Source organism: Blautia wexlerae DSM 19850 (genome assembly GCF_025148125.1).
GTDB classification, from domain to species: domain Bacteria; phylum Bacillota; class Clostridia; order Lachnospirales; family Lachnospiraceae; genus Blautia_A; species Blautia_A wexlerae.
In genome coordinates this window covers 3,874,890-3,887,410 of record NZ_CP102267.1, presented here as the reverse complement: position 1 = coordinate 3,887,410, position 12,521 = coordinate 3,874,890, and the positions used below count along the sequence as shown (strand labels likewise).

Genomic DNA, 12,521 nt, shown 5'->3' with positions numbered 1-12,521 from the left:
ACGATATTTCCAATTATTGACTTTTATCCTTTGAATGATATACTTGAATTATGCATAACCGAGCAGCTGTTTTTGGCATCTGTCCGGTTAAATTTTCACACAGCCATAATAACAGAAGAAAGGGCATACATTATATGAGTAAGCCAAAGATATTAATCGTTGATGATTCACAATTAAACAGAGAAATCCTTTCCTGTATGCTGGAAGATAAATATGATATCTGTGAAGCTGAAAATGGAAAGCAGGCAGTTGAAATCCTTGAAAGATGCCATAAGGATTTTAAGCTGGTGCTCCTTGACCTGATCATGCCGGTAATGGATGGTTATCAGGTACTTGCTGTTATGAAGGAAAAGCAATGGCTGGATATGCTGCCTGTTATCTGTATTTCATCAGAGACTTCCGAAGATAGCATCCGTCGGGTTTATGGGCTGGGAGCAAGTGATTACTTCACGCGTCCGTTTGATGCAATGACAGTCTTTCATCGTGTTGAGAGTACGATTGCGCTGCATGATAAGATGACGGGAGATCTGCAGGATGCGATGAAAATGCTATCATCCATTTTTCACCGGATACTCAAGATTAATCTCTCGACAGATACTTATACAGTTATCAGAGGAAAAGACAGTACTGCTTTCATGAATCCAAGTCTTTCTGAAAGCCTTAAAATGATGGTTGATTATAAGTATATTTATGAAGAGGATCAGGAAGAATATTTGAAATTCTGTAGTATAGATAATCTGAGAAGAGAACTTGCGAAAGGCAGAGAACGCATTTACCTGAACTACAGAACTCTGATAAAACAGGAGTACCGCTGGGTATGTATGGAAGTCATCAGAAGTGCAGAATATAAACCGGATGACCAGATTGCCATGATGTATATCCGGGATATCAATGATGAATATCTGAAACAGCTGGATAAGATCATACGTCATGCAAAAGATGCGTTTGCCTCAGTTACAGTAAATATTTCGGATGGAAGCTGTATTATGGCAAACAGCAGGATTGCTTCACTGGAGCTGAAAGATGTAAATGAACCACTGGATTCTTATATTGAGCGGATCAGTCAGTCTATTCCGCAGAGAGAAGTGAGAACTCAGTACAGAAAGGTATTTTGTGTAGATAATCTGAGGGAGTGTCTGACACAGGGAAAAGATATGATCCAATGGGAATGTCCTGTGTATGCCGCAAAAGGAATCAGTCTGAGGATGATCAGAACCACAGTTGAGATGGTCCGGAACGTTTCTTATGACAGGCTGGAAGCACTGATCTATTTTTCTGATATTACAGAGAACTATTTTTCAGAGCAGATTCCGCATATGCTGTACAGAAAGAATTTTGACAGAATAGAGATTATTGACGGGCAGAGAGACTGTGTGAGACTGGATCATCCGGGTATCTGTGCCATGGAGATGGTTCTGGCAGAAGAGATCAGTTATTCCGGTTATGTTACTGAAGTTATGAAGAAATTTGTTCCGGATGATGAGAAATCCGTATATGAAAAATGTGTGCGTCTTGATACCATTCGGAAAGAACTGCAGGAGAAAGATAGATATTCTTTCTCTGTTCATCAGTTTAATAAAAAAGGGGAGAAATGTTTAAAGAACTATACATTTTTTTACCTCAATAAATTTTTTGACATTATTGTAGCTACAGTTGAGGATATTACGGAGAAATTTGAACAGGATATTCTGACGGGCGGATATAACAGACAGGGTTTTATCCGTCATGTGGAACGGATCCTGAAAGAAAGTGAAGACAGAACCGGATATGCGGTTGTATTTTTCGATATTAAGAATTTCAAGGCAGTCAATGAACTTTTTGGAACAGAAATCGGAGATATGATGCTGCGCAAAGTGTACGAAGATGTCCGGAAATCAGAGCTGAAGCCTCTGGTATCGGCACGTGAGGACGCAGATCATTTTATCTGTCTGGTAGAACGTAAGAATCTCAATCTGGATATGCTTACCGGAATGTGTCAGAAGAAACTTACCCGGGGAGGAAAAACACTTCATTTGTCTGTCAAATGTGGGATTTTTATGCTTGAAAAGAAAAAAATGTCTGTGAATGGAATGATTGACAGGGCAAAGATTGCCCAGAGATATATTACAGATGAGTTTGTCCAGTCATATAAGATTTATGATTCTTCCATGAAGAATACATATATAGATAAAGCAACATTAGCAGGTGAACTGGAGGAAGGGATTGAGCAGGGACAGTTCAAAGTATATTTTCAGCCTGTTGTGGATGCAATGACCGGAAAGATTGCATCAGCAGAATCTCTGATCCGGTGGTTCCACCCGAAAAAGGGATTTATTTCGCCGGGTGTATTTATTCCTGCACTGGAGGAAAGCGGACATATTTCCGAACTGGATCTGTATGTGCTGGATTCGGTTAATGAATTTCAGAAGAAACGTTATCAGTCCGATAAGATCACAGTTCCGGTATCAACTAATCTGTCATGGATGGATTTCTATGATGAGACGATCATGAACTGGCTGGAGAAGAAATGTGTAGATGCTTCCATGCCGTCCGGTCTGTGCAGAATGGAGATTACAGAAACCTCCTATGCTGCCATTGAGGCAGACAGAAATGCAACTCTGGAGGCATTAAGAGAAGCAGGGATTCTGCTACTCCTGGATGATTTTGGAAGCGGATATTCTTCCTTTGGAATGCTCCAGAATTACAACTTTGATATTATGAAAATTGATATGAGTTTTGTGCGGCAGATAGAAACCAATACCAAAACACGCAGTATTATCCGCTTCATCATTGAAATGGCACATACTATGAATATAAAGATTATAGCGGAAGGTGCTGAAACTAAAGAGCAGGTCGAGTTCTTAAGAGACAACGGCTGTGATTATATTCAGGGTTATTATTTTTACAAACCGATGCCGGAGGAAGAGTTTGTGAAACTGCTGGATGCCGGCAGATAACAGTTACATATAATAGTCTCGCACAAACTGTACAAACTGCTTTACATGGGGTTTCAGAATCCTGTTTTTGCTGTAGACTATATAGAAACTGCGCTTATGGGCAGCTTCCTCCAGCGGAAAGACAAGAATCTGCTTTGTCCTCTGCAGGTCATTGACAGAGCGTGATGAAAGAATAGAGATTCCCAGACCATTAACAATGGACTTTTTGATGCTTTCCAGGTCATTCATGCGGGCGATTACATTCAGATTGCCTGTTGTGACGCCTGTGCGCTCCAGAAAAAGGTCCATTTCTTTTTTTGTGCCGGAGCCCTTTTCCCTGAGGATAATAGGATCTTTCAGGAAATCATGAAAAACAGCGGGTGTTTCTCTGTTCTTGAGTGCAAGATAGTGATCTGTTACAGGAGTTGCTATGACCAGCTCATCATGGCAGAAAGGAATAAACACGCAGCTCTCATCACGTGTATTCTGGCCTACCAGAGCCAGATCTACAGTTCCGTCCAGTACCCGGCTGATGGATTCAGAACTGTCTGACTGTATGGAGTGAAAATAAACATCAGGGTGCGTTTTTCCGAAAGCAGCAAGCAGTTCCGGCAAAAGATAAGAAGAAGGAATGGTAGATGCAGCCAGATCTATCATATGTTTGTGGGCACCTGTAAAATTTTCAAGCAGGTTATTTCTGATTTCCAGCATACGGACTGCACTGTCATAAAGCTGGTAGCCTTTGGCTGTGATCGTTGTTTTCTTTGTAGTACGGATGATCAGTTTCATATGCAGTTCATCTTCCAGGGAACGTATATGCGCACTGATCGTAGGCTGTGTCAGATAGAGGCGGCGGGCCGCCTCTGAGAAGCTGCCGTAGTCCACGACAGCGACGAATGCTTCTAACTGTTTAAATTCCATTATGAAATTCTCCTTTTATAGCAATCCTCTTAAATAATAATGCATTTAAGAGGATTGCTATAAATGCATCATTTGCGGGGATTGCTATAGTAATGCGGATAATGCATCTAAAGCAATATCCAGTTCCTGCTTTGTATTCTCAGGTCCGAAAGAAAAACGGAGAGTACCATCCGGGTATGTTCCAAGAGTTTTATGTGCGTTTGGTGCACAGTGAAGGCCGACTCTTGTCATAATTCCATAAGTACTGTCCAGCTCAAAGGCGGCCTGAGCCATGTCCATATGTAAGGTCTGGACGGATACAACTGCACAACGGTTTTCAATATTTTTTTTACCGATAATACGCAGAAATTTTTCTTCAGGATCCAGATTCAGGATACCATCTATAAAGTATTGTGTCAGCATTAATTCATGTTGGCGGATTTCTTCCATGGACTGTTTCTCCAGATCACAGAGTGCGGCATGAAGTCCCAGAATCCCAGGTATATTGGGAGTTCCGGGCTCGAAACGATCAGGAAGAAATGCCGGTACTTCTTCAGAATGAGAGGCACTTCCTGTTCCACCGCTGATAAGAGGCTCAATCTGCGCTGCCAGTTTATTGCGGATCAGAAAGCCACCTGTTCCCTGTGGCCCTCTGAGTCCCTTGTGACCTGTAAATGCCAGTGCGTCTATGTGACATTTCTCCATATCAATGTTAATGGTTCCTGCCGTCTGTGCAGTGTCCAGAATAAAAAGAAGCCCATGTTCTTTGCAGAAATCTCCGATTTCCTGTGCTGGCATGACAGTTCCGCATACATTAGAAGCATGAAGACAGACCACAAGCTTAGTCTCAGGACGAAGGAGTGCGGTCGCTTTATCAAGCAGAAGACTGCCGTCAGAAGCGCATGGGATCCTGTCAAAAGAAATTCCATGTTTCTCCAGCTGTACAAGGGGACGCATCACTGCATTATGCTCCATGGCAGTTACAAGTACATGATCGCCGGGTTTCAGAAGTCCTTTCAGAAGAACATTCAGACTGGCAGTGATATTTTCTGTAAAAATAACATTCTTACCCTTTCCGGAAGTAAAGTGAAAGAGCTTCAGAAGCTGTTCTCTTGTCTCAAAAATCTGTTCTTCCACAGAATAAGCTGCCCGGTATCCTCCCCGGTTCACATTCACAGCAGAGCCTGCCAGGTAATCATAAACTGCCTGTGCAACAGATGGTGCCTTGGGAAAAGACGTACTTGCCTGATCCAGATATATTTTATTCATAGTAAAAATCCCCCGATTTTTATATATAGCAATTCGTGGATATCAAGTTAGGAAAAAAATACTTTTTGACCCTAACATCATATCTTATCTGTAGTATAGCACAACTTATAAATGATTTCTATAAATAACTATAAAATACGACTATAATGAATTAGTGATTTCAGCATAAAAATGATAAAATAGATACAAAGAAATTGTGCTGACAACAAAAAAAGTCAGTGCAAAAGGAGGAAAGAAATAAATGAAAAACGAAAAGGGAACCATAGTTCTGGCAGGAGGCGTAATCGGTCTGATTGCTGCAATTCTGGTGTTTTTTGGAAATCCGGCAAATATGGGCTTCTGTATTGCCTGCTTCCTGAGAGATACCACAGGTGCGCTGGGACTTCATTCAGCGGCAGCAGTTCAGTATATCCGTCCGGAGATCATTGGTCTGGTGCTTGGAGCATGTATCATTTCACTTGCTAAGAAAGAGTTTCGTCCAAGAGGCGGCTCTGCACCTGTGACCAGATTTACACTTGGCGCATTTGTTATGATCGGATGTCTGATGTTTCTTGGATGTCCATTCCGTATGATCCTGCGTCTGGCAGGCGGAGACGGAAATGCTCTGTTTGGACTTGTTGGATTTGTAGCCGGTATTCTTACAGGAACTGTTTTCCTGAAGAAAGGTTACACACTGAAACGTTCTTATAAGATGCCGAAGCTGGAAGGTGGTATTTATCCTGCATTCCAGATCGTGATGCTTCTGCTACTGGTAGCAGCACCTGCATTTATCCATTTCACAGAGCCGGAAGGCGGACCCGGAGCAAAACATGCTGCAATCATTATCGCACTGGCAGCAGGAATCATTGTTGGTATCCTGGCTCAGAGAACACGTCTGTGTATGGTCGGCGGTATCCGTGATGCGGTACTTTTCAAAGAATATAAATTACTGTTCGGTTTTGCTGCAATTCTTGTGACAGCATTGGTAATGAATCTGATCCTCGGTGCAGTTACAGGAACATCCTATTTCAATCCGGGATTTGCGGGACAGCCGATCGCACATACAGACGGACTGTGGAACGCACTGGGAATGTATCTGGCAGGCTTTGGATGTATTCTCCTCGGTGGATGCCCGCTTCGTCAGCTGATCCTTGCAGGCGAGGGAAATACAGACTCCGCTGTGACCGTTCTCGGTCTGATGGCAGGTGCTGCCTTTGCCCATAACTTCGGACTGGCATCTTCCGGTGAAGGTCCTACAGCAAACGGAAAGATCGCAGTTATTATTGGGATTGTGGTAGTTGCTGTAATTGCGGCAGTGAACTCCATGAGAAAAGAAGAAGCCTGATTGTTGGAATGCAGACATTATTTCCGCAATCAATACGCTCACTTTGTGGAAAGTATTTTTTAGACACATTCTAAAAGGAGAGAAAGACGAATGAAGAAAGTAGATGCAAGAGGTTTATCCTGTCCGGAACCAGTGATCCGTGCAAAGAATGCAATGGAATCCGGAGATAAAGAATATGAGATCCTGGTTGATAACGTAGTTGCAAAAGAGAATGTATCCAGATTTGCAACACATCAGGGATATCAGGTACAGGCAACAGAGCAGGGAGATGATATCCTGCTGAGACTTACAAAATGATCACATATATAGCAACCTTCTATTCCCATTATGGAGCTATCCAGTTTCGAAGAAACTGCCAGGCAATGAATCTGAGTGCAGAAGTCATGCCTGTCCCAAGAGATTTAAGCTCCTCCTGCGGAACCTGTGTGAGATTTCATACAGAAGCGGACTTCCCGGAGAAAACAGAGGAAGTCGAGCAGATCGTCAGAGTAGAACCGCAGGGCTATGTGGGGATTTATCATGCGGATGAAGAATAAAAGTACCATTCAGTTCATCCTTTGAATAACTGCGCGTCGCATTCTCGTTATTTTCCAATGATGAGAGTCCGACGCGCAATTTTATTTCAATCCTGTACTAGTATTTCCATGGACGGTTTTTATTTACAAGATATTGGTAAAAGTCCTGTCTGCTGTCATGTAGGGTTCTGTAGAAAAAGATGATATCCTATTTTAATTTGCTGTCTTTTGCTTTTTATGCAATAAACTTCATTAAGATTGCCAAGACAATTAGCACGTATCCAGCTATTAATTTTATAGCATCTTTTGTTTTACTCATAATACATATCAAAATCCCGATAGGTATCTTCATATTGTTTTAAACGTTCTACTATCATATCTTTTCGCTCATCATGGATTTTAGATATAATCGCATCAAATAAGCAATACATACAAATAGGTGAACTAAATCCCATACTGTCTTTTACCGGAGCAGCAAGAATCGTATAATGGGAAATATTAAAAAAAGGAGAGGAAACACTGTCTGTAATGGAGACAAGGGTTGCACCCATTTTTTTTGCAGAATCCGCATAACGATACGTCCATTTGGTATATCTGGCAAATGCTATACTGATGACAACAGTTTTATCTGTGATATGATTTAATAAATCAAAACGAGGATCGTAAAATTCTTGGATAATGTGAGTATTACCAAGTAAAAGGTTCAGACGATTCCCAAACCAGTTGGCAGCATGATAAGAAGAGCGTGCTCCGGTTACCAGAATATGATCTGCATTCAGAAGAGCTTCTACGGTCTTGTCCAGAAGCTCTTCATCTATATGTGAGATCCAGTCTTGCAGTGCCTGCGTTTCTCTGGAAAAAACTTTTTGATAAAATGTCTGATTTTGAATTTGTCCCTCTACATTGCGCTGTGGTACAGAAAGAATTTCTTCACGAAGTTTTTGCTGCATGGCAGAAAAACTGTCAAAGCCAAGAGAATAAGCAAAACGAATAACAGTTGTTTCACTGACAGAAATATCCTTACTGAGTTTAGCTAGTGTTGCATAGCTGAATTCATCTTTATTATTTAAAATATATTCTGCAACTTTTCGTTGTCCTGCCGATAGTGAAGGGATTTTTTCATAGATTAGTTGATCCAGGCTCATTGTAACCTCCATAAATAAAATATCATATGACAAGTATAGCAAAAAAATTTTTTTAATTCAATGGAGAATGTTATAATTCGAAAAAGAATCAAATGATTCATAAAACAAAACAAATAAATTGTTTAATTCTACCAAAACAGAACATTAATTTTTGACGATTCTATCAATTGTTTCCAGAAACAACTTGTGATAGTATAGTAGAAAATACTTCACGTGAATGTTTGAAAAGAATTTAATACAATAATATTAAAAGAAGGAGCACAAAATGATAAAAAATAAACCAGAAGCCTATGGAATATCTTCAGATAATCTGTTATGTATGGTACAGGAACTGGAGACATTTGTCGAAGATATTCATTCTATATCTGTAGTATGCGATAACGATGTGATTTTTTCAAAATGCATTCAACCATATACGGAAGAACCTATGCAGATGCTTCATTCATTTTCGAAAAGTATGAACAGTATTGCAGTAGGGATTGCAATCGACGAGGGAAAATTACATCTGGATGATCTGGTGATAGATTATTTTAAAGAGTATTTGCCGGAAGAATATGATAAACGAATCGATCAGCTGACAGTTCGTAATCTGTTAACAATGGCAGCAAATTCCTGCAGATTAAGCACCTGTTTTCGTGGAGTGACAGATTCCTGGATCACACATTATTTTACATATAAATTACCCCATGATCCGGGAACTGTCTTTCAGTATGATACAGGAGCAAGCTATATGTTGTCTTCACTGGTTACAAAAACCATGCATAAAAATGTGCTTGCACTGATGAAAGAACGTGTTTTGAAACCAATGGGTATTACCGATATCGAATGGCTGGAAAGCCCAGAAGGCAATACAGTCGGAGGATGGGGGTTGTATTTGAAAACACCTGACATCGCGAAAATTGCAATATTACTTGCCAATATGGGAAAATGGAACGGAAAAACACTTATTCCGGAAGAATATCTTAAAGAAGCAACCAGAAAACAGATTGATACTCCCGAAGAAAAATATCCAGTCTGTGGATACGGATATCAGTATTGGATCACTGCTGATCATTCCTTCGGCGTTTATGGAGCTTTCGGAAATGTGATCGTGGTTAATCCAGAGAAAAAACTGGCAGTTGCAATCACAGCAGGAGCAAGTGATAAGAATGGAAATCCGAACCGTCTGATTAGCAAAATCGTAAATGAAAAGTTGTTTATACCGACAGAGAGAGGAACATTGGAAACAGATGTAGATGGAGAGAAAAAACTGAAAAAATATCTGGATGACCTGTGTCTTCCATATCCGGAAGGAGCAAAAAATTCCTGCTTGGAAGGAAAATGGTTTGATAAAACACTCTCCTTTGAAGAAAATGACCGGAAAATTCAAAGCATAGAGATTAATAGAAAAACAGAAAATGAACTGCTGATTAATTTTCACCTGAAGGACAGGCTGGTAAGTGTAGAGGCTGGATTTGAAAACTGGATTACACAGGAAGCTGTATTTGATGATCCGCATCATTTTCTTAATAGCTTTTCTTATGCATTCAAAGATGATAAGACATTGGTGATAAAGCAGTACTGGTTAAATATGTCAGGTTACGATATCTATACGCTGCATTTCCAGGATGACAGTGTAAACGGAATGATTATCACAAGTGTAAAACTTGGCGGAGCTGTACCGATTGAACTTTCAGGAAACATACAGTAGGGGGATAAAACTATGGATATGAGTTTATTGGGAATTATTGTTGCACTTGTTGTGTTGATTATTATTTGCTATCGTAAATTTAACCCAGTTGTGGGAACATTAATATGTGTTGCAATTTTAGCAATATTCAGTGGTTTGTCTGTGTTGGATACAATTACAGATACATATTTTACAGGATTTTCTGATTTCCTGAAGAATAACTTTTTGCTTTTTGCAACCGGAACCGTATTTGCATCTATAATGGAAGGATCTGGAGCTGCAGCAGCATTTGCAAAAATGATCTATTCTAAAGTGGGTGGACGTGGAGCAATTTATGGTTGTATGCTTGCAGTGCTGATCTTAGGATATATAGGTGTGAATGGATGGGCATTGATGTTTATCGCTTATCCGATCTTCCTGTGCGTATTTAAACAGGAAAATCTGCCAAGATGGTTGATTCCGGGTGTTATTTATACTTCTCTGGCGTATAACAGTTCCATGTTCCCGGGTTCTCCTTCTATATTGAATGTGCTTCCAACACAGTATCTTGGTACAGATACTATGGCAGCTTCCGGTCTTGGTATTGCAACTGGTGTCTTCAGCAGTATTCTGTGTATTATTTATCTGGAGTATGAATTCAGAAAAGCAAAGAAAAATAATGACGGATTTGTAATTACACCTGATATTGCAGAAAAAATGAAAGCATTTGAAGAATTGGAGACTGTAAAACCATGGAGATCTGTGGTTCCGATGGTTCTGTTATTTGTTCTGTTAAATGTATTTAAGGTAAATGTAAATATTGCAATTATTTTAGCTTCTTTCTGTTGTGTGATTTTATATTGGAATACTACTCCGAAAAAACTGAATTTGATCGATGACGGTGTAAAACGTGCCAGCATGGTAATTATGAATACTGCAGCAGTTGTTGGATTTGGTTATGTTGTTAAATCAACTGTGGGATTCCAGAATCTGATAGATATGCTGTCAAACCTTGGTGGAAACCCACTGATTTCTTTTGCAAGTGCTACCACATTGATTGCTGGAGCAACTGGTTCCGGTTCTGGTGGTATCGGAATCGCTATGGAAGTATTTGCACAAAAATATATGGACTTGGGAGTAAATCCTGAAGTTTTACACCGTATAGCTGCAATTGCATGCAATGGTCTGGATACACTGCCGCATAACAGTATGGTGATTACCTGCCTGGCTGCCTGTGGTATGACACATAAAGAAAGCTACAAACCGATCTTTATCACATCTGTATGTATTACATTGATTGGACTGGCATTTGCAGTATTTCTTGGAATTGCATTTTATTAAGAAGTAACAGATTACTATAGAGTATGCAAAAGAGTCATTAAAATTCCACAGAGAGTGGAAAGGTAAGATATAGGTAGTAGCGACTGTTCCTGCGCAAATGAGGATGATTTGTCTCTTGCATATCACAACCTTATCTTGTAATGGATTCAGCAAACACATTATATATTAGAAAGCCCTGTACGATATTTTTGTTACTGTTCAAAGGCAATGTCATTAACTTAAGAGATTGTTGCTTGTTAAACGGGCAATGCTCTCTCTGATACCTGCTTGATATTTCCTAAAATATTACTTGACAAATACTCCTCAATATGCGGCGTTATTACTGATCAATCAGTAATAACGCCCTTTGATTAGGCACTGTTATTTTTAATTACTTAATCAAAGGAGTATTTATTTATGAACTATTCAGATTCTATCAAAGCTATTTTACTTGCTGCTATCAATGATCTTTCCAAAACACCGGAAAAATATGCTGTCAAACCCGGAGTTGATTTTATCAGAAACAGAAAACTTGGTTTTAAAGATTATATGCTGATGTTTCTGACTATGGAAGCTGACTGTATCAGGGAAGAACTGTACCGTTTTTTCGGACGTACTATCGATGCACCTTCCAAAGCGGCTTTTTACAGACAGCGTAAAAAGATCAGGGAAGATGCTTTTCGGAATCTTCTTCTTGCTTTTAACAGGAAACTTCCTAAAAAACTATATAACGGTAAATATGAATTCTGGGCCTGCGATGGTTCTTCCTGTGATATTTTCCTTAACCCTGAAGATAAGGATACCTATTTTGAACCAAATGGTAAATCTACCAGAGGATTTAACCAGATCCATATCAATGCTATGTTTTCTTTACTTGATAAGCGTTTTACTGATATTTTAGTCCAGCCTGCCCGAAAGCGAAATGAGTATTCTGCTTTTTGTTCCATGGTTGATTCTGCAGATATCCATGAACACTACAAAGTCATTTTCTTTGGGGACAGAGGTTATACTTCTTACAACAACTTTGCCCATGTGATTGAAAAGGGGCAGTACTTCCTTATCCGATGTAACGATAAAAGAGCTTCCGGAATGATGGGATATCCGGTTGATACCCTGCCAGCTTTTGATGAAGATATCTCTCTTATACTGACGAGGTCTAAAGCTGTAAGCAAATATTCCAGACCTGAACTATTCTCTTCATACCGATACATTTATCAGAATGCTCCGATGGATTATCTCAATGATCAAAGAACGGAATATGACCTTGCTTTACATTTGTTACGCATACAGCTTGATGATGACTCTTATGAAAACATTGCTACGAATCTTCCAGAAGAAGAGTTTAAAGCTGAAGATTTCAAAGCTCTTTATCATCTGAGATGGGGAATTATGCAGATATCGGCATAATTGGCCATATGCCGATATTTTAGAAATGCCGATTTTTGCCTTTCTGAAATATTGGATTTACAGGACTTTATAAATATA

10 protein-coding genes are annotated in these 12,521 nt (G+C 39.7%); 7 read left to right on the top strand and 3 right to left on the bottom strand.

Annotation, left to right across the window (positions count from 1 at the left end; genetic code table 11):
- The first annotated feature begins 134 nt into the window (after positions 1 to 134).
- A complete protein-coding gene (locus NQ550_RS18025; protein ID WP_197724772.1) occupies positions 135 to 2,936 on the top strand; it encodes a two-component system response regulator in 2,802 nt (933 codons plus the stop codon).
- A gap of 3 nt (positions 2,937 to 2,939) precedes the next feature.
- Here the strand turns inward: NQ550_RS18025 and NQ550_RS18020 are convergent, their stop codons facing one another.
- Together NQ550_RS18020 and NQ550_RS18015 are read right to left on the bottom strand one after the other, a co-directional pair.
- Positions 2,940 to 3,836: a selenium metabolism-associated LysR family transcriptional regulator gene (locus tag NQ550_RS18020; RefSeq protein WP_025578872.1), complete on the bottom strand. Its 897-nt coding sequence runs from the start codon at positions 3,834 to 3,836 to the stop codon at positions 2,940 to 2,942.
- An 84-nt stretch (positions 3,837 to 3,920) separates the two neighbouring features.
- Positions 3,921 to 5,084, bottom strand: a complete 1,164-nt coding sequence (locus tag NQ550_RS18015) for an aminotransferase class V-fold PLP-dependent enzyme (RefSeq protein ID WP_025578874.1) — start codon at positions 5,082 to 5,084, stop codon at positions 3,921 to 3,923.
- Between the two features lie 241 nt (positions 5,085 to 5,325).
- Between NQ550_RS18015 and yedE the strand changes: the two genes are divergently transcribed.
- The 3 genes from yedE to NQ550_RS18000 all read left to right on the top strand — a co-directional run bounded on the left by yedE (position 5,326) and on the right by NQ550_RS18000 (position 6,944).
- On the top strand, positions 5,326 to 6,408 hold the full coding sequence (gene yedE / locus NQ550_RS18010; RefSeq protein WP_025578876.1) for a YedE family putative selenium transporter: 1,083 nt from the start codon (positions 5,326 to 5,328) through the stop codon (positions 6,406 to 6,408).
- 90 nt (positions 6,409 to 6,498) lie between these two features.
- Positions 6,499 to 6,705 carry a sulfurtransferase TusA family protein gene (locus tag NQ550_RS18005; RefSeq protein WP_025578878.1) on the top strand — a complete coding sequence of 69 codons (207 nt, stop codon included), beginning with the start codon at positions 6,499 to 6,501 and terminating at the stop codon, positions 6,703 to 6,705.
- Positions 6,702 to 6,944, top strand: a complete 243-nt coding sequence (locus NQ550_RS18000) for a putative Se/S carrier protein (protein ID WP_008706323.1) — start codon at positions 6,702 to 6,704, stop codon at positions 6,942 to 6,944. Before NQ550_RS18005 ends, NQ550_RS18000 begins: the two co-directional genes overlap by 4 nt.
- A gap of 290 nt (positions 6,945 to 7,234) precedes the next feature.
- Here NQ550_RS18000 and NQ550_RS17995 read toward each other — a convergent pair whose 3' ends face one another.
- The gene (locus NQ550_RS17995; protein ID WP_022380031.1) at positions 7,235 to 8,068 is read right to left on the bottom strand and encodes a MurR/RpiR family transcriptional regulator; all 834 of its coding nucleotides are present in this window, start codon (positions 8,066 to 8,068) and stop codon (positions 7,235 to 7,237) included.
- Positions 8,069 to 8,333: 265 nt separating this feature from the next.
- On the opposite strand from NQ550_RS17995, the gene NQ550_RS17990 reads away from it, so the two are divergent.
- The 3 genes from NQ550_RS17990 to NQ550_RS17980 all read left to right on the top strand — a co-directional run bounded on the left by NQ550_RS17990 (position 8,334) and on the right by NQ550_RS17980 (position 12,443).
- Positions 8,334 to 9,758: a serine hydrolase domain-containing protein gene (locus NQ550_RS17990; RefSeq protein ID WP_022380032.1), complete on the top strand. Its 1,425-nt coding sequence runs from the start codon at positions 8,334 to 8,336 to the stop codon at positions 9,756 to 9,758.
- Positions 9,759 to 9,770: 12 nt separating this feature from the next.
- A complete protein-coding gene (locus tag NQ550_RS17985) occupies positions 9,771 to 11,057 on the top strand; it encodes a GntP family permease (protein ID WP_008706328.1) in 1,287 nt (428 codons plus the stop codon).
- A gap of 396 nt (positions 11,058 to 11,453) precedes the next feature.
- Positions 11,454 to 12,443 carry a transposase gene (locus NQ550_RS17980; protein ID WP_259838330.1) on the top strand — a complete coding sequence of 330 codons (990 nt, stop codon included), beginning with the start codon at positions 11,454 to 11,456 and terminating at the stop codon, positions 12,441 to 12,443.
- Positions 12,444 to 12,521 lie beyond the last annotated feature (78 nt).

Bases quoted from the DNA above. Each gene is read 5' to 3' on its own strand.
- NQ550_RS17985 (WP_008706328.1), top strand. From the start codon at position 9,771: ATGGATATGAGTTTATTGGGAATTATTGTTGCACTTGTTGTGTTGATT.
- NQ550_RS18000 (WP_008706323.1), top strand. From the start codon at position 6,702: ATGATCACATATATAGCAACCTTCTATTCCCATTATGGAGCTATCCAG.
- NQ550_RS18025 (WP_197724772.1), top strand. From the start codon at position 135: ATGAGTAAGCCAAAGATATTAATCGTTGATGATTCACAATTAAACAGA.
- NQ550_RS17990 (WP_022380032.1), top strand. From the start codon at position 8,334: ATGATAAAAAATAAACCAGAAGCCTATGGAATATCTTCAGATAATCTG.
- NQ550_RS18005 (WP_025578878.1), top strand. From the start codon at position 6,499: ATGAAGAAAGTAGATGCAAGAGGTTTATCCTGTCCGGAACCAGTGATC.
- yedE (WP_025578876.1), top strand. From the start codon at position 5,326: ATGAAAAACGAAAAGGGAACCATAGTTCTGGCAGGAGGCGTAATCGGT.
- NQ550_RS18015 (WP_025578874.1), bottom strand. From the start codon at position 5,084: ATGAATAAAATATATCTGGATCAGGCAAGTACGTCTTTTCCCAAGGCA.
- NQ550_RS17995 (WP_022380031.1), bottom strand. From the start codon at position 8,068: ATGAGCCTGGATCAACTAATCTATGAAAAAATCCCTTCACTATCGGCA.
- NQ550_RS17980 (WP_259838330.1), top strand. From the start codon at position 11,454: ATGAACTATTCAGATTCTATCAAAGCTATTTTACTTGCTGCTATCAAT.
- NQ550_RS18020 (WP_025578872.1), bottom strand. From the start codon at position 3,836: ATGGAATTTAAACAGTTAGAAGCATTCGTCGCTGTCGTGGACTACGGC.